At 67.5% G+C, this 23,057-nt stretch carries 26 protein-coding genes; 21 read left to right on the top strand and 5 right to left on the bottom strand.

From position 1 onward, the window contains the following. Positions 1–46 precede the first annotated feature (46 nt). Complete coding sequence (locus E1263_RS43355; protein WP_202869100.1) at positions 47–451, bottom strand: hypothetical protein; 405 nt, start codon at positions 449–451, stop codon at positions 47–49. 267 nt (positions 452–718) lie between these two features. On the opposite strand from E1263_RS43355, the gene E1263_RS28985 reads away from it, so the two are divergent. From E1263_RS28985 to ligD, 3 genes are read left to right on the top strand one after another with little or no spacing between them, the layout of a single operon-like run. Next, complete coding sequence (locus E1263_RS28985; protein ID WP_420323394.1) at positions 719–1,963, top strand: helix-turn-helix domain-containing protein; 1,245 nt, start codon at positions 719–721, stop codon at positions 1,961–1,963. Between the two features lies 1 nt (position 1,964). Beyond that, a complete protein-coding gene (locus tag E1263_RS28980) occupies positions 1,965–3,086 on the top strand; it encodes a branched-chain amino acid aminotransferase (RefSeq protein WP_420323393.1) in 1,122 nt (373 codons plus the stop codon). A gap of 38 nt (positions 3,087–3,124) precedes the next feature. Further along, positions 3,125–4,090, top strand: coding sequence for a non-homologous end-joining DNA ligase (gene ligD, locus E1263_RS28975; RefSeq protein WP_132173038.1), 966 nt, complete (start codon positions 3,125–3,127; stop codon positions 4,088–4,090). Positions 4,091–5,011: 921 nt separating this feature from the next. On the opposite strand, the gene E1263_RS28970 is transcribed toward ligD, so the two are convergent. Beyond that, positions 5,012–5,626: a TetR/AcrR family transcriptional regulator gene (locus tag E1263_RS28970; protein WP_132173036.1), complete on the bottom strand. Its 615-nt coding sequence runs from the start codon at positions 5,624–5,626 to the stop codon at positions 5,012–5,014. Between the two features lie 84 nt (positions 5,627–5,710). Between E1263_RS28970 and E1263_RS28965 the strand changes: the two genes are divergently transcribed. Continuing rightward, complete coding sequence (locus E1263_RS28965; protein ID WP_202869099.1) at positions 5,711–7,072, top strand: FAD-dependent monooxygenase; 1,362 nt, start codon at positions 5,711–5,713, stop codon at positions 7,070–7,072. Between the two features lie 3 nt (positions 7,073–7,075). Here the strand turns inward: E1263_RS28965 and E1263_RS28960 are convergent, their stop codons facing one another. Further along, positions 7,076–8,143, bottom strand: a complete 1,068-nt coding sequence (locus tag E1263_RS28960) for a substrate-binding domain-containing protein (RefSeq protein WP_238161619.1) — start codon at positions 8,141–8,143, stop codon at positions 7,076–7,078. A gap of 113 nt (positions 8,144–8,256) precedes the next feature. Between E1263_RS28960 and E1263_RS28955 the strand changes: the two genes are divergently transcribed. The 9 genes from E1263_RS28955 to E1263_RS28915 all read left to right on the top strand — a co-directional run bounded on the left by E1263_RS28955 (position 8,257) and on the right by E1263_RS28915 (position 15,730). Continuing rightward, positions 8,257–8,652: a MarR family winged helix-turn-helix transcriptional regulator gene (locus E1263_RS28955; protein WP_132173034.1), complete on the top strand. Its 396-nt coding sequence runs from the start codon at positions 8,257–8,259 to the stop codon at positions 8,650–8,652. A gap of 103 nt (positions 8,653–8,755) precedes the next feature. Beyond that, on the top strand, positions 8,756–10,399 hold the full coding sequence (locus E1263_RS28950) for a purine-cytosine permease family protein (protein WP_132173032.1): 1,644 nt from the start codon (positions 8,756–8,758) through the stop codon (positions 10,397–10,399). Further along, positions 10,396–10,698 (top strand): urease subunit gamma, encoded by a 303-nt coding sequence (locus tag E1263_RS28945; RefSeq protein WP_132173030.1) that lies wholly within the window; start codon positions 10,396–10,398, stop codon positions 10,696–10,698. The genes E1263_RS28950 and E1263_RS28945 overlap by 4 nt, the downstream gene beginning before the upstream one ends. A 10-nt stretch (positions 10,699–10,708) precedes the next feature. Beyond that, the gene (gene ureB / locus E1263_RS28940) at positions 10,709–11,089 is read left to right on the top strand and encodes an urease subunit beta (RefSeq protein ID WP_132173028.1); all 381 of its coding nucleotides are present in this window, start codon (positions 10,709–10,711) and stop codon (positions 11,087–11,089) included. Further along, complete coding sequence (locus tag E1263_RS28935) at positions 11,082–12,785, top strand: urease subunit alpha (protein WP_132173026.1); 1,704 nt, start codon at positions 11,082–11,084, stop codon at positions 12,783–12,785. The genes ureB and E1263_RS28935 overlap by 8 nt, the downstream gene beginning before the upstream one ends. A gap of 34 nt (positions 12,786–12,819) precedes the next feature. Next, the gene (locus E1263_RS28930; RefSeq protein WP_132173024.1) at positions 12,820–13,563 is read left to right on the top strand and encodes an urease accessory protein UreF; all 744 of its coding nucleotides are present in this window, start codon (positions 12,820–12,822) and stop codon (positions 13,561–13,563) included. After that, positions 13,556–14,290: an urease accessory protein UreG gene (ureG, locus tag E1263_RS28925; protein ID WP_132173022.1), complete on the top strand. Its 735-nt coding sequence runs from the start codon at positions 13,556–13,558 to the stop codon at positions 14,288–14,290. The genes E1263_RS28930 and ureG overlap by 8 nt, the downstream gene beginning before the upstream one ends. After that, entirely contained in the window at positions 14,274–14,972 is a 699-nt protein-coding gene (locus E1263_RS28920) for an urease accessory protein UreD (protein ID WP_132173020.1), read from the top strand. Before ureG ends, E1263_RS28920 begins: the two co-directional genes overlap by 17 nt. Before the next feature lie 125 nt (positions 14,973–15,097). Continuing rightward, on the top strand, positions 15,098–15,730 hold the full coding sequence (locus tag E1263_RS28915) for a nucleoside/nucleotide kinase family protein (protein ID WP_132173018.1): 633 nt from the start codon (positions 15,098–15,100) through the stop codon (positions 15,728–15,730). Here E1263_RS28915 and E1263_RS28910 read toward each other — a convergent pair. Then, positions 15,723–16,457: a TetR/AcrR family transcriptional regulator gene (locus tag E1263_RS28910; RefSeq protein WP_238161617.1), complete on the bottom strand. Its 735-nt coding sequence runs from the start codon at positions 16,455–16,457 to the stop codon at positions 15,723–15,725. The two genes, E1263_RS28915 and E1263_RS28910, sit on opposite strands and share 8 nt — an antisense overlap. An 82-nt stretch (positions 16,458–16,539) precedes the next feature. Here E1263_RS28910 and E1263_RS28905 point away from each other — a divergent pair, with 82 nt between their 5' ends. The 3 genes from E1263_RS28905 (at position 16,540) to E1263_RS42905 (ending at position 18,638) form a co-directional block, all read left to right on the top strand. Next, positions 16,540–17,439 carry an ATP-binding cassette domain-containing protein gene (locus tag E1263_RS28905; RefSeq protein ID WP_132173016.1) on the top strand — a complete coding sequence of 300 codons (900 nt, stop codon included), beginning with the start codon at positions 16,540–16,542 and terminating at the stop codon, positions 17,437–17,439. A 9-nt stretch (positions 17,440–17,448) separates the two neighbouring features. Then, a complete protein-coding gene (locus E1263_RS28900) occupies positions 17,449–18,222 on the top strand; it encodes an ABC transporter permease (RefSeq protein ID WP_132173014.1) in 774 nt (257 codons plus the stop codon). A gap of 239 nt (positions 18,223–18,461) precedes the next feature. Continuing rightward, positions 18,462–18,638, top strand: coding sequence for a hypothetical protein (locus E1263_RS42905; RefSeq protein ID WP_165956782.1), 177 nt, complete (start codon positions 18,462–18,464; stop codon positions 18,636–18,638). A gap of 2 nt (positions 18,639–18,640) precedes the next feature. On the opposite strand, the gene E1263_RS28895 is transcribed toward E1263_RS42905, so the two are convergent. Further along, positions 18,641–19,024 carry a hypothetical protein gene (locus E1263_RS28895; RefSeq protein ID WP_132173012.1) on the bottom strand — a complete coding sequence of 128 codons (384 nt, stop codon included), beginning with the start codon at positions 19,022–19,024 and terminating at the stop codon, positions 18,641–18,643. Positions 19,025–19,175: 151 nt separating this feature from the next. Here E1263_RS28895 and E1263_RS28890 point away from each other — a divergent pair, with 151 nt between their 5' ends. The 5 genes from E1263_RS28890 to E1263_RS28870 form a co-directional block, all read left to right on the top strand. Continuing rightward, a complete protein-coding gene (locus E1263_RS28890) occupies positions 19,176–20,408 on the top strand; it encodes a sensor histidine kinase (RefSeq protein WP_132173010.1) in 1,233 nt (410 codons plus the stop codon). After that, positions 20,393–21,046, top strand: a complete 654-nt coding sequence (locus tag E1263_RS28885; RefSeq protein WP_132173008.1) for a response regulator transcription factor — start codon at positions 20,393–20,395, stop codon at positions 21,044–21,046. The genes E1263_RS28890 and E1263_RS28885 overlap by 16 nt, the downstream gene beginning before the upstream one ends. A gap of 10 nt (positions 21,047–21,056) precedes the next feature. After that, positions 21,057–22,010, top strand: a complete 954-nt coding sequence (locus tag E1263_RS28880) for a proline racemase family protein (RefSeq protein WP_132173006.1) — start codon at positions 21,057–21,059, stop codon at positions 22,008–22,010. A 10-nt stretch (positions 22,011–22,020) separates the two neighbouring features. Further along, positions 22,021–22,344 carry a putative quinol monooxygenase gene (locus E1263_RS28875; protein ID WP_132173004.1) on the top strand — a complete coding sequence of 108 codons (324 nt, stop codon included), beginning with the start codon at positions 22,021–22,023 and terminating at the stop codon, positions 22,342–22,344. A 4-nt stretch (positions 22,345–22,348) separates the two neighbouring features. Beyond that, positions 22,349–23,057: endonuclease/exonuclease/phosphatase family protein (locus tag E1263_RS28870; protein WP_132173002.1), on the top strand; the 709-nt coding region annotated here is incomplete at its 3' end.

Raw genomic sequence — 23,057 nt, 5'->3', positions numbered from 1 at the left:
CTGTCGGATTGCCGCCCCTGTCCGATAACCGCCAGGATCAGGAGGCTCAGGGACCGCAGCTGAGACACGGCCAGAACCGGCCGCAGCGCGAGCACAGGCCGTCGGCCCCGGGCGCCGGCAACCACACCACGGCCGACGGCTGCTCCACCGAGGCAGCCTTGGGTGCGGGCATCGATGCGGGCGTCGATGAGGGCTTCGCGGGGGCGACCTCGACGGGAGTCGTCTCGGACGACCAGTGCACCACCGTGCGCCCGTCCGCCCCGTGCACTGCGAGGAGCGCGTCGATCCGGTCCCAGCTGGAGGTGCTCGCCCAAGGACCACGCCAGCGCAGCGCAACAGAGCCGTCGGACCACTCGACACCCTCGGCCAGCGTGCCCGTCCCCCGCAGCCCGGACGCGTCGGCATGGCGCACCAGCCTAAAGAGCCGAGCCTGCCGCCGCATCGTGTTCATGCCGACAACCTTGCCCACCTGCACCCTGCCCCACCAGGTGTGAGCAGTGGGCTCCCCGAACAGCCCACACCACAGCTCCCATCCCTCCTATCTTCAACAAAACAAGCAGAAAGCACCCACCAGCCAGCACCACCAGTTTTGTCGGAGAGCCCTTGTAAGGTCCTCACCACGCACCGCAACCACCAGGCGTACCAGTGAGCGAGCCGGAGGGCTCGCAGCACGAACGGGGGCGATCCTGTGACCGAGACCCGAACCGAAACCACACCCATCCCGACACCAACACCTGGGCCAACACCCAGCCCAGCATCCGGCGGGCCGACGTTCGGCGCGCAGTTACGGCAGTGCCGGCAGGCGGCCGGCTTGAGCCTGCGCCAACTCGCCGGCCGGATCGGCCACGACCACAGCTACCTGGCCCAGATCGAGCGTGGCCAGCGCCAGGGAACGGCCGACCTGGCCCGCCGCTGCGACGGCGAGCTCGGCACCGGAAACCTACTGACCGAGGCCTATCGCCGGACGCCCGCCAAACCCCGACGCAGCACCCCCACCGTCGGGCTCGACCCGCTGGAGAGCGCCTGGCAGCAACTGGCGATCGCCTTCCCGGAGAAGGATGCCTTCCTGGCGGCGGAAGAATCGGTGTGGTTCAGCAGCCTGCAGAGCCTCCCGGCGGTGCGACGGCTGCCGGAGCTGGTGCGCGAGCTGAGCACCCCACCGATCAACCACCGGGCGTTGCAGGAGGACCGGCAGATCGAGCTCAGCCTGTTGATCGCGGAGACACTCACCGCTTGCGGGCGCCTTGGCGACGCCAGGCGCTGGTGGTGGGCCGCTCGCCAGCTGGCCGATGCCCTCGGTGAGCCGGGGCTCTGCAGTCTGGCGCGCAGTCGCGAAGCGACCAGCGGTCTGGCCGAAGGGCGTGCGCTACCAGAGCTGCTGGAGTTGACCGATGAGGCACTAACTCTTGCCCTGCAAGAGCCACGCCGCTCCGACGCAATGCTCAGCGCCCGATCAACGCGGGCACGCGTCCTCGCCGCGCTCGGTCGAGTCGTCGAGGCCCACGCGCTGCTGCCGCAACTGCTCAGCCACGCCGATGAGTTGCCGATGGCAAGCACCGGTCGCGGTTGGGCGCCGTACGAGATGCATGGGGTGGAGGGGCGCGTCTGCGCGAGCCTCGGGTATTGGACCGCGGGTTGCCTGATGTTTGCGCGTGGACTGGAGCTGTGTCCCAGCGAGAGATTGGAGGAGCGGGCCCTGCTGGAGCTGGCGATGGCGGAGTGCTTCGCCGGCAGCAGCCAGGGTGCAGCGGCGCTCGCGGTGGCGATGCGCGTGCTGATCGAGCTGCCGGATGAGTGGCACACGACGTACGTCTACGCCATCGCAGCGCGTGTGCTGAGCGGTGTTCGGCAGCGCGAGCCACGGCTGCCTGGGCTGTATGACCTCGACCTCCTGGTGGCTCGGCGCCCGTGGGCCGGCCGCAGTGTGGGCAGCGAGTCGTGCTGGGGCCACAGTCGGGAGTAGCGTGCCGGGGGTGACTGCAGAAACGACGGCGAGTGATGTGTGGGACTTTGCAGTGGAGCTGCGGAGTGATCCGGCGAGTGCCGAGGAGCGGGAGGGCGTTCTGGCCAAACCGACCTTCGGACTGACGTTCACCGACCACATGGTGGTGGCGAACTGGACGCTCGACGGCGGCTGGCACGACCAGAGGGTCACTGCGTACGCACCACTGCGCGTGAGCCCGGCCGCCGCCGTACTGCACTATTCGCAGGAGATCTTCGAGGGCTTGAAGGCGTACCGGCACGAAGACGGATCGGTGTGGGCGTTCCGGCCGGATCGGAACGCCGCCCGATTCACTGCGAGCGCTCAGCGTCTCGCGCTACCGCAGGTGCCCGAGGACGCGTTCGTCGCGGCGCTCCGAGCGCTGGTGACGGTGGACGAGGCGTGGGTGCCGTCAGCAACCGATGGCGAGACCAGCCTGTACCTGCGGCCGTACATGATCGCCACCGAGGCCGCTCTGAGCGTGCGGCCCGCCCACGAGGTGCTGTTCGGTGTCATCGCGTCTCCGGCCGGCCCGTACTTCGACACTGGCCCCCGGCCCGTCTCGATCTGGCTGACTACCTCCACCGTCCGTGCGACGCCGGGCGGCACCGGCGCGGCCAAGACCGGCAGCAACTACGCCGCCAGCCTGGTCGGCCTCGCAGAGGCCACCGCGAACGGGTGTGAGCAGGTCGCCTTCGTCGAGGCCATCGAGCGCAAGTGGCTCGAGGAGATCGGCAGCATGAACATGTTCTTCGTGTACGCCGACGGCCGGATCGTCACCCCGGAGTTGTCCGGCTCGATCCTGGCCGGCATCACCCGCGCCTCGGTGCTGGAGCTGGCCGTCGACCTCGGCCACGAGGTGGAGGAGCGCCGGATCTCCGCCGAAGAGTGGAAGGACGGCGTACGGAGCGGTGAGATCACTGAGGTCTTCGCCTCCGGCACAGCCGCTGTCATCACGCCGATCGGCCGCCTGGCTTGGCCGGACGGCGATCTCACCATCAGCGAGGAGACTGGTCCGGTCACCGCCAAGATCCGCGCTGCGCTGCTCGACGTCCAGTACGGGCGGGTGCCCGACACGCGCGGTTGGCTGACGCGACTGGCGTAGTACTGCCGTTTGTCTGTGGTGGCGGTTAGGTTGGCTGCATGGCCAAGGAGAAGTCTCCGGCGATCGAGCTGGAGGTCGGCGAGCGGACGGTCCGGGTCTCGAACCCGGACCGGGTGTACTTTCCGGCGCGCGGTGAGACGAAGCTCGACCTGGTCAAGTACTACCTGTCCGTCGGCGACGGCATCGTCCGAGCGCTGCGGGAGCGGCCGTGCATGATGCACCGATTCCCGTCCGGCGTCTCCGGGGACAAGGTGCATCAGAAGCGGCTGCCGAACGGTGCGCCGCCGTGGATGGAGACCGTGCAGGTCAAGTTCCCGCGGTACAACCGGACCGCCGACGAGCTGTGCGTCACCGAGCTCGCGCATGTGGCGTGGGCGGTGCAGATGTCGACCGTCGAGTTCCATCCGTGGAACTCACGACGGGCCGACACCGAGAAGCCCGACGAGTGGCGGATCGACCTCGACCCGATGCCGGACTGCCCGTTCGACCGAGTCCGCACTGTCGCGCATGTCGTCCGCGAGGTGCTCGACGAGTTGGGCATGACGGGCTACCCCAAGACATCGGGCGGTTCGGGGATCCACGTCTACGTGCGGATCGAGCCGGAGTACGGATTCAGCGACGTAAGGCGGGCAGCGCTTGCTTTTGCGCGCGAGGTCGAGCGGCGCGTGCCCGACGACGTCACCACCACCTGGTGGCGCAAGGACCGCGACCCGGCGAAGCTCTTCGTCGACTACAACCAGAACGCCCGCGACCACACCATCGCCAGCGCCTACTCCGTCCGCGGCAACCCCGAAGGCACCGTCTCCACCCCGATCACCTGGGACGAGATCGACACCGTCGACCCCAAAGCCTTCACCATCGAAACCGTCCCGTCGCGCTTCGCCGAGCTGGGTGACCTTCACGCCGCGATCGACGACAAGGCCCATCGTCTCGCCCCTCTGCTTGAGTGGGCCGACCGAGACGAACGCGAGGGTGCGGAGGAACCGCCCCCGCCGGAGGACTAACCACGGCTGCGACGCGGCCTGTCTCGTACGGCGCCGATGGTCGCTCGCCGCACCGGACAAGCCGGGCACGTTGCTTGTGGTTGCTCGCCGCGGCGGCCGCGTTACAGAAGGAGCTTGGCTGAGCCCGGCGGGGGCTGAGGTACTGGCGAGGTCGGGGATCGCGTTTCGGCTGCTTGAGGTGCTCGCTATGGTTGCGGCCAGTGACAGCGAGGCCCGAAAAGTGACTCACGGTGGCGGGTTGCGGCGGGTCAGGCTGCTTGGGGTGCTGCCGCGCCAGGCTGACCGGTCCGCGTCGGTGGTAGGCGCTATTTCGCCGCCCGGCCTGTCCATTTGTAGGGGGCTTGTGGGCTGGGTGGTGGCCTTGAACAAGTAATTACCTGTCCACGCCCACCGTTTCTTGTTCAAGGCCCCAGCAGTTGACCCCGACGACCCTCACCACCGTGGATTTTCCTCGCCGAGACCCCAGCCCGGCAACGTCTCGGTCCCTCGGGGGCTTGAGTGGAAACTTTCTTGCAGATAGCGACGAAGAATTACCACTGAACGCGAATTTCCCCGGGTTCCGAGGCGCCGCGGTCGTTGCTCGGTGACTTTTTCTCAAATGGCGACCCTTTCTTACCGGCTAGCGCAGATCTTGGGCTTCAGCCATAGCGGGCACCTCAAGCAGCGGACACGCGATCGCCGACCCCGCCAGTACCTCAACCCCGCGCCGGGCCTAGCCAAGCTCTTTATGTAACGCGGCCGCCGCGGCGACCAGCCACAAGCAACGTGTCCGGCTTGTCCGGTGCGGCGACCAGCCATCCCCGCCCAAGGCGGGCGAACCGGAGCCCCGGCGGACCGCCCACACTCATCAACACCCAGAACGGCTCACCGAATCACCGCGTGCAGGCGGGAGGCGCACGTCGTACGGGAGGTTGGTGAGTGTCAGCGGTCCGCGGTGCCGGCTAGGCCGTGGTGGAGGAGGTCGGTGAGGAGGTCGACGGCGGCTTCGGGCTCGATGGTTTGGCCGTTGGCGGGGTTGACCACGAGCCAGGTGTAGGCGAAGCCCTCCATGAGCGCGTTGATCGCGGTGATGACGGCAGCGGGGTCGGCCGGCGGTTTGGGGAGCCCGGTCAGGTGGCCGACCATGTGGGCGTCGTCGTCGTTCATGATCGTTTGCAGGCGGCGGCCCAGCTCCGGGTCCAGCATGGCGGCCTGTTTCACGGCGATCATCTCGGGCAGATGGTCCTGGTAGAACTGCCAGTACATCGCGACGTGCCAGCGGATCGCCGCCCGTTTGCTGAAGTCGTCGTCGTGCCCGGAGATGTCGAGCACGCGTTGGTCCGCAGCGGCGAGCATGTCTTTCAGGAGCGCCTCGAGCAGCTCCTCCTTGCCGGCGAAGTGGTTGTAGAACGACCCCGTCGCGCGACCGGCGGCCGCGGTGATGTCGGTGATCTTCGTGTTCAGGTATCCGCGCGCGGCGAACACCTCCCGGGCGGCCTGTTTCAGCGCAGCCTCGGTCCCTGCCGCCCGCTCCCGGCGGCTCGCGGTCTCCGTCACAAAGCACCTCCTTGACACCGAACCCTAGCCAGGTTCATAGTGAATCCAGATTCAGTGAATCACAATTCATTCAAGGAGCCCATCGTGACCGTCCTCATCGCCGGAGCCGGCCCGACCGGCCTGACCCTGGCCATCGACCTGGCCCGCCGCGGCCTCGCCGTCCGCATCATCGACAAGGCCACCGAGTTCTTCGAGGGATCGCGCGGCGACGGCCTGCAGCCGCGCACCCTCGAGGTCTTCGACGACCTCGGCGTCGTCGACGACGTCATCCGCCAGGGAATCGAGGCGTCGATCATCCATGTCCACCTCGACGGCATCGAGGTCGATCAGCGCAAGATGCGTGAGCTCGTCGACCCGACACCCGACGTCCCCTACCCGAACGGACGGATGCTCGGCCAGTCCCGGACCGAGGGGATCCTCCGCGCCAAGCTCGCCGAGTACGGCGCCCAGGCCGAACTGGACACGGCCATCGTCGGATTCACCCAAGATGCGACCGCGGTCGTCGCGGAACTGTCGACCGGCGAGACCATCACTGCGACATACCTGGTCGGCGCCGACGGCGGTGCCAGCTTCGTCCGCCGGCACCTCGGGATCGCCTTCGAGGGAACGACCGACGAGTCGATCAAGGTGCTGATCGGCGATGTGGCGGCCGACGGGCTCGATCACGACAAGTCGTACTGGTTCGCCAAGAAGGACAACCCGATGGAGGGCATCGTGCTGATGCCGCTGGCCGGTGGCGACCAGTTCCAGCTGGCGTCGCCGATCGTCGCGGAGAATCGCGAGCCGAGCCTCGAGGTTCTTCAGGACCTGATGGACACGTACGCCGCCCCCGGTTTCGCGAAGCTGCGCGACCTGACGTGGGTCACCGTCTGGCGGCCGAATGTGCGGCTCGCCGAACGCTTCCGCGTCGGGCGGGTCTTCATCGCCGGTGACGCCGCGCACGTGCATCCGCCGACCGGCGGTCAGGGGCTGAACACCGGCATACAGGACGCGTACAACCTCGGCTGGAAGCTCGCTGACGGGCGCGAAGAAGTCCTCGCGACGTACGAGACCGAGCGTCGGACCAACGCGGCCCGCGTGCTCGGGATCAGCGGGGACCTGATGCAGAAGCACCTCGACGGCGACGAGTCCGCGCTGGAACGTGGCGAGAACACCCGGCAGCTCGACGTCTCCTACCGCGACCCCGCCGACACCGCCGCGCTAACCTCCGGCGACCGTGCGCCGGACGCCTCGCTGATCGATGCCGACGGCAACCAGCTGCGTTTGTTCGACCTGTTCCGTGGACCCCACGAAACCCTGCTTCGCTTCAGCCCCAGCACCCCGTCCACGCACCCACACACCGTCGATTTCGGCCCCGGTGCGTACACCTCCCCCAGCGCCTTCGAGGCCTACCACGCTGCCGATGGCGACGAAATCCTCATCCGCCCCGACGGCTACCTCGCCTGACACCTAGCCCGTGTGGGCGATTTGCTCCTGGATGGTGAACTCCAGACCGTTGGCGGCGGCTAGGTAGACGTCCTGGTCGACGAGGTTTCCGTCGAGGCGCATCAGGCCGCGGGGGCTGTCGTAGAAATGGCCGCTGGGGAGCGCGGCGACCGCACCGATGTCGATCGAGCCCGCCACTTCTCCCAGCCGAGCGAGGAAACGAATCGCCTCGTAGCAGGACTCGCCCACCGCGTTCAGCGCCGGCGCGAACGGCCCGAATCGGGCGTAGTACGTCCGCGCGAATTCGCCACTCTCCACCGTATGCGGCCCGTCGAAATACGCCGCCGCCGCGAACAGTCCGTCATTGGCACCAGCCCCGGCACCGAGGAGCGTGTTCTCCTCGATCGCCGGGCTGAGCCGGAGCAGCCGTTCGCTCAATCCGGCCCGCGCGAACTGCCGGTTGAAGTGCACCGCGTCCTGCCCCATCAGCAGCATGATCACGCCATCGGCGGGCGTCGTCTGCAGCTCAAGCAGTACGGCGCGGAAGTCCGACGTACCGAGGGGAACGTACGCCGAGTGAATGATCTCGGAACCCTTTTCCTGCAAGGCTTCTCGCGCTACTGCACCAGTTACACGGGGGTAGACATAATCGTTGCCCACGACAACCCAGCGGCGCGCACCATGGTGCTCGCGTAGCCATTCGGCTGCCGGGAGCAACTGATTCACCGGACGCTCCCCCAGCAGGAAAACGCCGGGTGTATCGTCACCGCCTTCATGCATGGCGGCGAACGCGTAGACGACCCGACCGGCGATGCGCCGCGCGAGCGCGACCCGGACCGCGGAGATATGCCAGCCGGCGACAGCGTCGACCCGGCCGGTATCCACCAGCCGGCCGACCTCGTCCGCAACCACCTCGGCGGGGCGGCCGGCATCGACGTACACGAGCTCGATCTGTCGCCCGGCGATGCCGTTGCGCGCGTTGAGCTGCTCGACGGCGAGTTGGCCGCAGGCCAGGCAGGAAGGTCCGTAGAGGCCGGTCGGGCCTTGCTGCGGGATGACGAAGGCGATCGAGACCACGTCGGTACGTCGCACTGTCGCCTCCTCTGCCCGCGGTCTGCCCCCAACCTGCTCAGTGTGGCCGAATTGGAGGCGGAACTTCGAGGAGGAGGCTATATTTCCCACCACGTAGACCGAGGGGGTGCCCAGTGCCGACCAGTTTGCTACTCCTGCTCAAGCGTGCCGAGCGCCGGATCGAGCTCGGCCTCCAGGAGCTGCTCGACGAGTTCGAGCTGACGATCGAGCAGTGGCGGATCATGTCCGCGCTCCACGACGAGCCGGGCCAGCCGATGTCGGTGCTCGCGGAGGCCGCCGTACTGCCTGCTGCCAGTCTGACGCGGCATGTGGACAAGCTGGTTGAGCGCGGGCTGATCCTGCGCCGGGTGTATGCGGCCGACAAACGGCGGATCGTGGCGGCGCTGTCACCGGTCGGATCCACGGTCGCGGCGCGGGTGAGCGCCGTACAGCGGGAGCTTGAAGCGGAGCTCGCGGATTACTTCCAGATGGAAATACACGAACGTAGCGGATCGGCAACACGGCGGTAACACGCGCTTCCTAGGTTCCTTCCATTCGGGTGCATCCCCTGCCGGCAGCGTCGCCGGGCCACCGGAGCACCGCTCGCCCGAAGGTGCCGCCAGGAGTTCCGCCATGTCTGTTGAACCCTCGCTCGACCACCGCCCCGCCGCCGAGCCGAGCCAGTCGGCCGCAACCCGCGAGACCCTTGAGGACTACACGCTGCGGTTCGCGCCGCGCAGCTACCGCCGCTGGTCGACCGGCGTCGTCGCCGTCTCCGCGCTCGGCGGGATCGCCTATCTGGCCGACTTCGCGATCGGCGCGAACATCGGTATCGCTTACGGAACCACGAATGCGCTGTGGGGGATCGGCATCTTCGCGGTGGTGATCTTCGCGTCCGGGCTGCCGCTGGCCTACTACGCGGCGCGGTACAACATCGACCTGGACCTGATCACGCGTGGAAGTGGATTCGGGTACTACGGGTCGGTCGTGACGAACGTGATCTTCGCGTCGTTCACGTTCATCTTCTTCGCGCTCGAAGGCTCGATCATGGCGCAGGGGCTGGAGTTGGGGCTCGGAGTGCCACTGTGGCTCGGGTATGCCGTGTCCACGCTGGTGATCTTCCCGCTCGTGATCTACGGCATGAAGGTGCTGTCGACGCTGCAGGTCTGGACGACGCCGCTGTGGCTGATCCTGATGGTGCTGCCCTTTGTGTATCTGGTGGTGTCGCATCCGGACTCGGTCTCGACGTTCCTCGACTACGGGCCCGATGCGAACTTCGGCACGATGCTGCTCGCGGCCGGGGTCTGTCTGTCGCTGATCGCACAGATCGCTGAGCAGATCGACTACCTGCGGTTCATGCCGCCGAAGACTCCCGAGAACTCGCGCCGGTGGTGGACCGCCATGCTGCTCGCCGGGCCGGGCTGGGTGATCTTCGGTGCGCTGAAGCAGGTGGTCGGGCTGTTCCTGGCGGTGTACGTGATTGCTCAGGTCGACGGTGGGGCCGCGATTGCGAACCAGCCGGTGCACCAGTTCCTGGAGATCTACCGCGGGTTCCTGCCGGGATGGCTCGCGATGACCTTGGCCGTCGTACTGGTCGTGATCAGTCAAGTAAAGATCAATGTGACGAATGCGTACTCAGGTTCACTGGCGTGGACGAACTCGTACACAAGGTTGACTCGTCATTACCCAGGTCGACTGGTGTTCTTGGCCGTCAACCTGTTGATCGCGCTCGTGCTGATGGAGGCGAACATGTTCGACTTCCTCAACACGATCCTGGGGTTCTACGCGAACTGCGGGATGGCGTGGATCGTGGTCGTTGCCTCTGACATCGTCTTCAACAAGTACCTGCTGAAGCTGTCGCCGCTGCACCCGGAGTTCCGGCGCGGCATGCTGTACGCCGTCAACCCGGTCGGCTTCGTGTCGATGGGTGTCGCTGCCGGGGTCTCGATCCTGGTGTTCTTCGGTGGGCTGGGCTCCTCGATCAGGCCGTACTCACCGCTGGTCGCGATCGGGCTTGCGCTTGTCCTGCCGCCGGTGCTTGCTGTCGTGACGCGCGGCAAGTACTACCTGCGGCGAACGGACGACGGCCTGGACCTGCCCATGTACGACGAGCACGGCAACCCGTCTGGCGCCGTACTGACGTGTCATGTCTGTCGTCAGGACTACGAGCGCCCCGACATGACCGCGTGCGAGACCCACGACGCCGCGGTTTGCTCCCTGTGTTTAAGCACGGACAAGGTCGCCGACCACGTCCTGCCCGCTACGGTGCATTCGTGAACTTCAGTCCTTCCGACACCGAGAAACTGCTGCTCTCCGTGGCCGGCATGGTCGCCCGCGACCGGCTGGCCCGGGGAGTCCTCCTCAACCACCCCGAAGCGGTGGCATTGCTGAGCACCTGGGTCATCGAACGCGCCCGCGAAGGCGCGCTCGTCGCCGATCTCATGCACAGCGGCCGCGAGGTCCTCACCCGCGACCAGGTCATGCCCGGCGTCGCCGAACTCCTCCACGACGTCCAGGTCGAAGCGACCTTCCCCGACGGCCGCAAACTCGTGACTATCCACAACCCCATCATCTGAGGCGGACCTGATGCCGGACCCGAGTAGACTTAGTCAGGAAGAGCAGGGGACGCACACAGCCGCATCCGTCCCGGGCAGCGCAGAAGCGCCGGGGGCGATCCGCGTCCAGCAGGGAACGATCGTGCTCAACGCCGACCGCACGCCCGACGAGCGTCTGCGCCTGGTGATCGTGAACACGGGCGACCGCCCGATCCAGATCGGCTCCCACCTGCACCTCCCTGACGCCAACACCGGCCTGGCCTTCGACCGCGAGGCGGCCGCCGGCTTCCGCCTCGACATCCCGTCCGGTACGTCGCAACGCTTCGAGCCCGGAGCCTCCCGCGAGGTCAACCTCGTCGCGCTCAAGGGCGCCCGCCACGTGCCGGGGATCCAGGTGAAGCGCAATGGTTGAGATTTCCCGGGCTGCGTACGCCGCCTTGTACGGGCCGACGGCGGGCGATCAGGTTCGGTTGGCCGATACCGACTTGTGGATCGAGGTGGAGGAGGACCGGACTGTCGGGGGCGAGGAGGTTGTGTTCGGGGGCGGGAAGTCGATCCGGGAGTCGATGGCTCAGGGGACGGCTACTCGCGCCGAGGGGGCGCCGGACACCGTCATCACGAATGTCGTCGTACTGGACTGGTGGGGGATCGTTCGGGCTGACGTAGGGATTCGGGATGGGCGGATCGTCGCGTTGGGGCGAGCGGGGAACCCGGATATCGCGGACGGCGTGCACCCCGCGCTGCGGATCGGGCCGTCGACGGACGTGATTGCGGGTGAGGGGCGGATCCTCACCGCGGGGGCGATCGACTCGCACGTGCATCTGTTGTCGCCGTCGCAACTGCATGAGGCGTTGGCCACCGGGGTCACCACCGTGGCGGGTGGTGGGACCGGGCCCAGTGAGGGATCGAAGGCCACGACCGTCACGCCGGGCGCATGGCATCTGGAGCGGATGCATCGCAGTCTGGATGCGTACCCGCTGAACATTCTCCTGCTGGGCAAGGGAAATACGGTCAGCATGGAAGCGCTGGCCGAGCAGGCGCTCGCGGGTGCGGCTGGGTACAAGGTGCATGAGGACTGGGGTTCGACGCCGGCCGCGATCGATACCTCGCTGCGGGCCGCCGACGATTGGGGCCTGCAGGTTGCCCTCCACGCGGACAGTCTGAACGAGGCCGGGTTCGTGGAGTCGACGCTCGGCGCGATCGCGGGCAGGTCGATTCACGCGTTCCACGTCGAGGGCGCGGGTGGTGGACATGCGCCGGACATTCTGTCGATCGCGTCGTACCCGCATGTCATCCCGGGCTCGACGAATCCCACGTTGCCGCACACGGTGAACACAGTCGCCGAACACCTCGACATGCTGATGGTCTGCCATCACCTGAGTCCCGACGTACCGGAGGATCTTGCGTTCGCCGAGTCGCGGATTCGGGCGACCACGATTGCGGCCGAGGACATCCTGCACGACCTCGGGGCGCTGTCGGTCACGTCGTCGGATGCGCAGGCGATGGGCCGGATCGGCGAGGTGATCACGCGGACCTGGCAGGTCGCGCACGTGATGAAGCATCGCCGCGGCGCCCTCGACGGCGGGTTGCCGGCCGACAACGAGCGGGCGCGGCGGTATGTCGCGAAGTACACGATCAACCCGGCCATTGCCCACGGCATCGATTACGAGATCGGTTCGGTCGAGGTCGGGAAACTGGCGGATCTGGTGCTGTGGGATCCCCAGTACTTCGGGGTTCGGCCGCGCTTGGTGATCAAGGGCGGCGCGATCGCGTGGGCAGCGTTGGGCGATCCGAACGCGTCGATCCCGACCCCGCAGCCGGTGCTGATGCGGCCGTCGTTCGGGGACGCGATCGGGGCCGATCTGTCGGTGACCTTCGTGGCGCCGGCCGCGCTGGACGACGGACTGGCCGGGCGATTGGGGTTGCGTCGGCGGCTCCTCGGCGTACGGCCGACGCGCGAGATCGGGAAGGCGGACATGAAGAACAACTCCGCACTCCCGTCGATCGACATCGACCCGGAGACGTTCGCGATCGCGATCGACGGCGAGCCGGTCGAGCCCTCCCCTGCCACGGTTCTCCCGCTCGCCCAGCTCTACGCGATGTTCTGATGGCAGCCCGGTACGGCGGCCGCGGGGTGATTGGGTGAGCTCGCCCGAGGTGGTCGCGTTGATGCTGGCCGACGGGCGTCTCCCGACCGGCGGCCACACGCAGTCGGCCGGGCTGGAGCCGGCTGTTCGCGCGGGGTTAGGTGCCGACGGCAAACAACCTGCAGATGTGGGTGCCTATGCGCGCGACCGCCTCCGCACGGTGACCCGCACCGAAGCGGCCGTCGCCGTCCTCGCCCGGCATTATGCGAACGCCCAGGCCATCACAACTGAGGCGGACAAGCCATCCCCGGCAGGAACAAGCGGCACAGAGCCATTTGTGATGGCCTCCAGGTTCGTGCAACTCGAATCGGCCTGGGCGGCGCGCACGCCCAGCCGGGCGCTGCGGACCGCGTCCCGACGACAAGGCCGCGCGTACCTGCGGTTGGCGGAGCGCGTCTGGCCCGACGTGCTGCAGCATCTGCCGCGCGACAGCGAGATCGCGCGCCCGCTCGTGATCGGCGCCATCGGTGCGGTGACAGGTCTGTCACCCGAGCAGGTCGCACGCTTGGTCGCGTACGACGACGCGCAGACCGTGATCGCCGCTTCGCTCAAGCTGCTGCCGGGCGATCCCGCGGTCGCCGTCACCTGGCTGGCCGCATTGCATGACGACATTGAACGACTCGTCAACGATGTAGCGCCGTTGACCGACATTGACAAGATCCCGGCCGCCGGCGCACCGCTGATCGATCAGTTCGCCGAGCAGCACGCCATCGAGAGAATGAGGTTGTTCCATGCCTGACACCACACGTCCTGACGGCACGACCCGCTCGTTCCGGCTCGGCGTCGCCGGACCGGTCGGTACCGGGAAGAGCTCGCTGATCGCGACCATCTGCCGCGAGCTCGCCGACGAACTCCGCCTCGGCGTGATCACCAACGACATCTACACCGACGAGGACGCCCGCCTGCTGCGTTCGGCCGGGGTCCTCGATCCCGAGCGCATCCGCGCGGTCGAGACGGGCGCCTGTCCGCACACCGCGATCCGCGACGACGTCACGCCGAACCTGATCGCCGTCGAGGATCTCGAACGCGACTTCGCCCCGCTGGACGTCGTACTGGTGGAGTCCGGCGGCGACAACCTCACTGCGACCTTCTCCCCCGCGCTCGTCGACGCGCAGATCTTCGTGCTCGACGTGGCGGGAGGTGGTGACGTCGCGCGCAAGGGCGGGCCGGGCATCGCGCGCGCGGATCTACTGGTGGTCAACAAGACCGACCTCGCCCAGTACGTCGGCGTCGACGTACCGCAGATGGTCGCGGATGCCGAGGCTGCGCGTGACGGCAAGCCAGTACTGGCGCTCTCGCGACATGACCCGGAGTCGGTGGCCAGCCTGAAGGAGTGGGTGCTGGCGATGACCAAGATCGTCCGGGGCGGCGGCCACACGCCAGTGGACCCCGGTCCGATGGCACCGCACTCCCACACCGATGAGAACGGCGTGATGATCTCGCACACCCATGCCCACTCGCATTGAGATAGCCGCCGACCCGGTCCGCGACCGGTGCGTGCTGATCACTGACCACCTCTCGCCGCGCCGGCTCCCTGGGCCGCCGGGCGTCGTACGGGTTGCCCTGGTGGCTGCCGGTGCGCTGCTGCTTGCTGGGGACCAGGTGCGGATTGAGGTGGTGGTGTCCGGCCCCATCCGCTTGGAGATCGTGGAGACGGCCGGGACGGTCGCGTATGCCATGCGCGGCTCGTCGGCCCGGTGGGATGTCGCGATCGAGCTGAGCGGTGGCGCGAGCCTGAGCTGGTACGGCGAGCCGTTCGTGGTCAGCGCCGACGCATCAGTCACCCGCTCGACCGCCGTGCACCTGGAGCCGGGGTGCACGGCCGAGATCCGAGAGTCGCTCGTGCTCGGCCGGTACGGCGAAGTCGGCGGCACGCTGCACACCCAGACCCGCGCGTGGGTCGGGGCTGACCTGTTGCTGGCGGAGGACCTCGACTTGAGTCCGGCGAACCGCACCGGCTGGGCGATCCTCGGCCAGGCCCGCTGCCTGGACACTGTGACCGCTCTCGGCCACCGGTTGCCCGAGGCGCCGCACACCCTCCAGTTGGAGGGCTGCGGCTCGATCGCCCGCCGCCTGGTCGACCAGCAGCACGAAAGCGACCTCGGCCGGGTATCAGAGGCGGCAGAGCGGACGCCCATCACCCACTAAGTCGTCGAATCGCCGGATCGCCCACCGCCGCTGAGCGTGAAGGCTGTCCGCGGCAGCCGGTTAGTGGGTGGTGGCGGTTCGCGCAAAGACGGCGGCGACCCGCGGCCGCGCTCTAGGATCGGCGGGTGCGCACACTTGATTCCGATGCCGCGTTCGACGCTGCAGTCGAGCTCGCGACCAGTGGTGACCGACGGATCCTGGGGATCTGCGGAGCGCCGGCCGCCGGAAAGTCGACGTTCGCGGAGCAGCTCGCGGAACGGCTGACCAAGGCGGGGCACGCGGTCGCGCTGGTGCCGATGGATGGGTACCACCTGGCGCAGTCCGTGCTCGAGGAGCTTGGCCTGACCTCTGTGAAGGGCGCACCGCACACATTCGACGGGTACGGGTTCGTCGCCCTGCTCAGGCGGCTCAAGGAGTCACCGGGCGAGCAGATCTGGGCACCGCGTTTCGACCGCGCGCTAGAGGACTCGATCGCGTCCAGCATCGGAGTGGCGCCGGAGGTGAGCCTGGTGATCACCGAAGGCAACTACCTGCTGCTCGACGAGCTGCCGTGGACGACAGTCCGCACAGTGCTCGACCAGTGCTGGTACGTCGAGGTGCCCGAGGAGCTGCGGCACCAGCGACTCGAGGCCCGGCACATGCAGTTCGGCCGCACCCAGGAGGAGGCGCACGAGCGCACCTTCGGCAGCGACGAGCACAACGCCAAGCTGATCGCCGCAACGGCCGCCGCCGCGGACGCGGTCGTCCAGCTCAGCTGACTCGCTCGATGAAGGCGGCGACGCCGTCCAGGTAGAGCTGCAGACCGAAGTCGAAGTCTTGGTCGCTGTTCTGCTCGAAGTTGCCCACGTCGTCGAACACCCCCGCGTCCAGCACACGCGCCAGCGCAGGCAGCTGCCGCGGATCGATCACCCGGGCCAGCGTCGCGCCGTACTGGCGGAATATGTCCGGGTTGTCGGCGAACCCCGCCGCCAGGTCCAGGCCCATCCGGATCTCCCCCTGGACATACGTCATCAAGCCCATGACGATGCCGACCTTGGCCTCCTCCGGCAGGCCGGTGCCGGACAGCGCACCGAGGGCGGAGTCGAACCAGGCGAGGTTGTTCGGCCCGGCGGGCGGTCCGGAGATCGGGAGCTTCGCGTACCAGCGGTGTTTGCGCACGGCGGTCAGGACGGCGCCGGCCCAGATGGTCAGCCCGGTCCGCCAGTCGACGTCGGCCGGTAGCGGCTCCGGCCGCTCGAGCGCCGCGTCCGACATCAGTACGAGGAGCTCGTCCTTGCTCTTCACGTGCCGATAGAGCGCCATCGTCGAGTTGCCCACCCGCTCGGCGACCCGCGCCATCGAGACGGCGGCCAGGTCCTTGTCCTCGTCGGCGATCTCGATCGCGGCCCGGACGATGTCGTCGAGAGCCAGCGTCGGCTTCGGCCCACGCCGCGGGGTCTCCCGCAGTCGCCACATCAGGGCCACCTCGGCCGGCAGTTCGTCCACGGCCTCAGTCTAGGGCTTGCAAACCATCACTGCGTACCTGTTACGCTATTTAGCGTATGAGATACGCAGTGAGGAGGAGTCCATGATCATCGAAGCCACCGGCGTGCGGAAGTCGTACGGCGCGACCGAGGTGCTGAGCGGGATCGACCTGGGCGTGCCGGAAGGTTCGGTACTCGCCCTGCTCGGCCCGAACGGCGCCGGCAAAACCACCGTCGTGCGGATCCTGAGCACGCTCAGCCGGCCCGACGCGGGCAGTGCGACCGTCGCCGGGTACGACGTTGTCCGGCAAGCGACCGCGGTCCGCAGCGTGATCAGCCTGACCGGCCAGTACGCCGCAGTAGACGAGAACCAGACTGGCCGGGAGAACCTGGTCATGGTCGGCCGGCTGATGCACCTCGGCCGGAGCGGAGCACAGCGCCGTACCGGGGAGCTACTGGAGCAATTCGGGCTGACTGATGCGATGGACCGGCGGGTGAAGACGTACTCGGGAGGCATGCGCCGACGGCTCGATCTCGCCATGAGCCTGGCCGCGCGGCCGCGCGTGATCTTCCTCGACGAGCCGACCACCGGACTGGACCCAGGCAGCCGTTCGACGATGTGGGACGCGATCGGCGAGCTGGTGCGGGACGGGACCACGATCCTGCTCACCACGCAGTACCTGGAAGAGGCGGATCGACTAGCTGACCGGATCGTGCTGCTGGACCACGGGCGGATCGTCGCCGCCGGCACAGCCGATGCACTGAAAGCACGGGTCGGCGGTGAGCGCGTTGAGCTCCGGTTCGCTGCCGAACCAGAGCTACTGAAGGCAGCGACCCTTCTGAGCGCTGTGCAGACCGATGGAGTGCTGAGCGTTCCATCTGACGGTACTGCGACTCACCTGCATCAACTACTGGACCTGCTGCGCGACAACGGCCTCCAACCGGAGCGCGTGTCCGCACACCGCCCGACTCTCGACGACGTCTTCAACGCACTAACCGCCTAGGAGCTCCTCATGTCACACCAGGGTGTTGCCGCCGCACTGTCGGACACGGCGACGATGATCGACCGCAGCGTGCGGCTGGCACGACGCAACGGGGACACGCTGTTCGCTGCGATCCTGCTCCCGCTGCTGATGATGGCGCTGTTCGTCTACGTGTTCGGTGGCGCGATCAGCACCGGCACGCAGTACGTGAACTACGTCGTACCGGGCATGCTCCTACTCACTACCGGCTACGGCGCCGCGTCCACCGCCATGGCGGTCGCGGACGACATGAACAGCGGCATGATCGACCGCCTGCGCTCACTGCCGATCCGCAGCATCTCCGTACTGACCGGCCACGTCGCAGCGAGTGTGGCACGCAACGCGCTGGCGACGGCGATCGTCGTACTGGCTGCCCTCGCCATGGGCTTCCGTCCGAACGCCAACGTGAGTGAGTGGCTCGCTGCGGTCGGACTGCTGCTCCTGTACGTCGTTGCGCTGTCATGGCTTGCCGCAGGGCTCGGTGTGGTCGCGCGGTCGGTGGAGTCGGCCAGCACGTTGAGTTTCTTCATGCTGTTCCTGCCCTACCTCAGTAGCGCGTTCGTACCACCGGAGACGATGCCGGCGTGGTTGCGGCCGATCAGCACGCACCAGCCGATCACACCGGTGATTGAAACGGTACGTGGGTTTCTGACCGGTACACCGGTTGGAAACAACGGCGTTCGCGCACTCGCCTGGTGCTGCGGTCTCCTCGCATTCTCGGTCCTGCTCGCGACGTCGCTGTACCGGAAACACACCCGCCGTTGAGCGCACGAAACGCACCGCTCATCGGACAGCCCCTCGAGACTGGTTGAAATAGTTCGGACATGACCCCTGCGGATTGTTACTGTCCAGGTCCCCCCCACGTGTGGAGGTCCCACTCCCCCCGGGACCCACACGGACAAGCGCCCCGGTCATCGACCGGGGCGCTTCGTTTTCCCCACCCTGTCAATTTCGGGCCTGCTGATTCGACGTATCAGTGACAGCAACCGGAGGAGAGGGTCGGGATGAACGCCACCACGACAATGATCGTCAGCATGCTCGCCGAGGGACACCCGGTCTGGTACGTCGCAGCCATGGTCAACATGAGCAGTCACGACGTCTACGAGATCGGCCACGCCGCCGGCTACCCGGACAAGGCCAAGCTCCGCTGTGCCCTGCTGGCCGCCCGCCACGCCGCCTGACTTCAGGCTGCGAACGCTTCCCGCACGGCCGGCCTGTTGACCAGGACCGCGACCGGCACGATGGCCAGCGCACAGACCGCTTGCATCGCCGCGAACCAGCCTGGACAGAGCCCGGGGATCAGGTCGACACCGACGATGGCGATCGGCATCACGATGGTGAGGATGCGGATCCGGGTGTAGGCCCAGTACGCGCCCCTCTCAGCCATAGTGAGGAGCCAGTACGCAATGACGGCTGTGGCCAGTACCGCGGACGAGCGGCCCCAAAGGAACCCTGGTACGACGTGGTGCGTGGCTGCCCGGGCCACGACGACCACGACTGCTACGGCCGCCAGTACGCCGTACAGGATGAGGTAACGCTTGGCCTGGGTGAAGGAGATTTTCTGCATGGCTACGACGCTAGGAGTCGCGGTCCGGCGGCGGTATGGAGCTGGCCGCACAGCTGGGTGGGGCTAGCCCTACTTCACGCCTGATCCGGCTGAGCTGAGGTAGAACGTGGTGCACAGTGGCAGGACCAAGTCGTTTGAGAACGGGGTCCTGATGTCGTGGGTCAAGAGTGTCGGGGTGGGGTTCGTCCGGTGTTGCATGGTGCTGCTGGTCGGCCTCCTGGTACCGGCAGTGTGGGCAGCCGGGCTAGCGGTGGCTGTCTGGTGGCGCAGTCCCTGGACCTGGTTCGCACCGGTCATTTGGGTGTGTGTCGGCACCATGCTGCTCGTGCGACCGGTCAGCCGGACGGTCCGGGCGCTGGTAGCCCGGTGGACCGGTACGACGCTCGTCGCCGGCTACCGCGAGATCGGACCGATCACGCAGCTGTCCACCGGCTACTGGTGGAACGGTTACTCGTACGAGAAGAGTCGCCGAGACGCGCGGAGGGACCTCGAGATGCGCGTGCGCTGGACCGATCCGGCGAACTGGCGTGACCTGCGGTTCAGCGTGATCTTCGTGGTCACCGCCTGTCTGGTGGCCGCAGTGCCGCCCGCTGGGGTCGTGGCAGCGGCACTGGGCATCGCCTATTCGACACCGCTGCCGGTGGTGGCCGGGCTGGTCGTAGCAGTCGGTACGGCGCCCTACGCGTGGCGGGCGCTGCCGCCGATCGCAGCGCGGTTCCTGCGACCGTCCCGGGCGATGTCCGCCGAGGGCCGTGTCGATGAGCTGACCGCGCAGCGGGCCGACGTGACGATCGCTCAGGCAGCGGAGCTCCGGCGGATCGAACGGGACCTGCACGACGGTGCGCAGGCGCGCCTCGTCGCGCTTGGCCTGTCTCTCGCAACCGCCGAGAAGCTGATGGAGACCAACCCGGATGCGGCCAAAGAACTGCTGCGTAATGCACGTGCGGGCGCAGCAGGTTCGCTGGCCGAGTTGCGCGAGCTCGTCCGTGGCATCGCTCCACCAGTACTGAACGAACGCGGACTCGTCGACGCCGTCCGCGCTCTGGCACTGGACAGCGCGCTCACGACGTCGGTCAGTACCTCCGGCGACCTCGAACTGGAGGCACCGATCGAGTCCGCCCTGTACTTCGTTGTCGCCGAACTGCTCACCAACGCGGTCAAGCATGCAGAGGCGACGCAGGCGGCGATCACCATCGCTTGCGACGAGGTGGCGGTCGTCGTCACAGTCGACGACAACGGCCGCGGCGGGGCTGCACCGACGCCAGGAGGCGGACTGGCTGGGCTGCAGCGGCGATTGGCGGTGTTCGACGGAACGCTGGAGCTGACCAGTCCGGTCGGCGGCCCGACCCGTGCGAGGATGACGGTGCCATGCGAGTCCTTGTAGCCGAAGACCTCTATCTGCTGCGTGACGGGCTGGTGCGCCTGATCGAGGCGTATGGGCACGAGGTGGTCGCGACCGCGACGACAGGTCCCGAAACACTCGATGCCCTGCTCAGATGGCGACCGGATGTGTCGGTCATCGACGTACGGATGCCGCCTACGCAGTCCGACGAAGGGCTGCGCGCGGCGCTGGCGGCACGCCGCGAGGTGCCTGGCCTACCTGTCCTGATTCTGTCGCAGCATGTCGAACAACTCTACGCACGAGAGTTGCTGACCGACGGTACCGCTGGAGTCGGCTATCTGCTCAAGGAGAGCGTGTTCGAGGCCGACCAGTTCGTCGACGCGCTGGAACGCGTTGCCGCCGGAGGCACTGCGATGGGCCCGGCCGTGATCGCCAAGCTGCTCTCGAGTGGCACGTCGAACCGGCAAGTGGAACAGCTCACCGAGCGGGAACAAGAGGTGCTGAGACTGATGGCCGAAGGGCTGTCCAACCAGGCGATCCGGCAACGACTCTTTCTCAGCGAGAGCGCGATCGGGAAGCACACCACGTCCCTGTTCGGGAAGCTCGGCATCGTCGACGACGACTCCAGTAATCGCCGCGTACTCGCCGTACTGACTTATCTGGGCCTGACCGGCAACTAGGGTGCCGGTTGTGGAGCCTGTGAGCGTTGTCGACTATCACACCGGCGGAGAGCCGTTCCGCATCGTCACTGACGGCGGTCCGGTGGTTCCGGGTTCCACGGTGGCGGAGCGGCGGCTGACAGCGCAGTCCACTCCGGCGATCGACGCCGTACGGCAGTTGCTGGTGAACGAGCCGCGTGGGCACGCCGACATGTACGGGTGCTTCGTCGTACCGCCTGATGATGCCGGTGCGCATTTTGGTGTGCTGTTCTGGCACAAGGACGGCTACTCGACCGCATGCGGGCACGGGACGATCGCACTGGGCGTGTGGGCGGTCGAGAGCGGCCTGGTCCCCGCTGCGCCGGATGGCAGCGCCGATGTGGTGATCGACGTACCGTCTGGTCGCGTGGTCGCGCGTGTGACGTCTGACGGCGTGACCTTCCAGAACGTGCCGTCGTACGTGCTGGCTCGCTCTGTGCCCGTGGCGGGTGTCGTCGCGGACATCAGCTTCGGCGGCGCGTTCTACGCGTCACTACCCGCAGCGTCCGTCGGCCTGTCCGTCACACCGGAGCACTACGCCGAGCTGATCACCATCGGCCGCCAGATCAAGTGGGCACTCAACGACGTCGCCGTCCACCCGAGCGATGCGCGCCTGAACGGCATCTACGGCACCATCCTGTACGACGACCTCGGTCCGCAGCACCAGCGCAATGTCGCCATCTTCGCCGACGGTCAGCTCGACCGCTCCCCCTGCGGTTCCGGCACGTCCGCCCGCCTCGCCCTGCTGCACGCCGACGGGCTACTGAGCACCGGACAGGTCCTCACGCACGACTCCATCGTCGGTACGACGTTCCGCGGCTGCGTCGTGTCCGAGACCGCCGCCGGCGTCCTCACCGAGGTCACTGGAACAGCTCACCGCACTGGCACCGCGACGTTCACACTTGACCCGTACGACGCCCTCGGCACCGGCTTCACCCTGCGCTAACGTCAGAGTCATGATCTTCATCACCGCGAAGTTCCGTGTGAAGCCCGAGTCCGCCGAGGACTGGCCAGCCATCGCCGCCGGCTTCACCGCCGCCACCCGCGCCGAGCCCGGCTGCCTCTGGTACGACTGGTCCCGCTCGCTGGACGACCCCAACGAGTACGTCCTGGTGGAAGCGTTCGCCGACGACGACGCAGCGGTCGCCCACGTCACCTCCGACCACTTCAAGGACGCCCAGCGCGACCTGCCGCCGCACCTGGTCGAGACACCCCGCATCGTCAACTTCAAGGTGCCCCAGGACGACTGGTCCGAGCTGGGCGAGCTCGCGGTCAAGTAGTCCGTTGGTCCAGCTGACCGTCGCCACCCTCAACACCCGCGGCATGCCACTGCGCTCACAACTCAGTGCGCGGTATGCCGCGATCGGTGCGCTCTTCGAAGCGTCAGATGTAGACGTCGTGAACTTCCAAGAGGTCCTGACCTACTACCACCTCCGGCAGTTGCTGCAGGCAATGCCGTCCTACCGCCACGCCAGCTACCGAAGGTCTCTAGCCGGCCCAGCAGGTGGCCTCCTCACCCTCTCCCGTACGGCGCTCGCTAGCCCCGAGTACCGCCGTTTCCCCCTGCCGCCCGCAGCGCACGCCGTCGGACTCCCGAGGCTCTCCCGCCGGCTGGCTCACCTCAAAGGGGTGCTGCTAACACGGCTCCCCCAACTCACCATCGCCAACACCCACCTACTAGCCAACCGCGACGGCGACTGGTCCGAAGCGAACCGCTACTACCGCCTCCACCAAGACCAGCTCGCAGCACTCGCCCAAGTGCTCGCAGCCCTCAACCAGCCAACCATCGTCTCCGGCGACTTCAACATCGCCCGCACCAGCCCCCTCTTCACCTCCTTCCTCCACACCACCGGCCTACTCGACCCCTTCGCCCCCAGCTGCCCACCCACCTTCCACGCCTCCTATCTGAGCCCCCACCAAACGCCCCACTGCATCGACTTCCTACTCGCCACCCCACCAGTCACCGCCACCGCCACCCGCCTCACCTTCACGC

Origin of the sequence: Kribbella antibiotica (genome assembly GCF_004349055.1) — a bacterium.
Taxonomy (GTDB): domain Bacteria; phylum Actinomycetota; class Actinomycetes; order Propionibacteriales; family Kribbellaceae; genus Kribbella; species Kribbella antibiotica.
The sequence above is the reverse complement of the archived record's forward strand: the minus strand, read 5'-3'. Positions and strand labels throughout refer to the sequence as shown.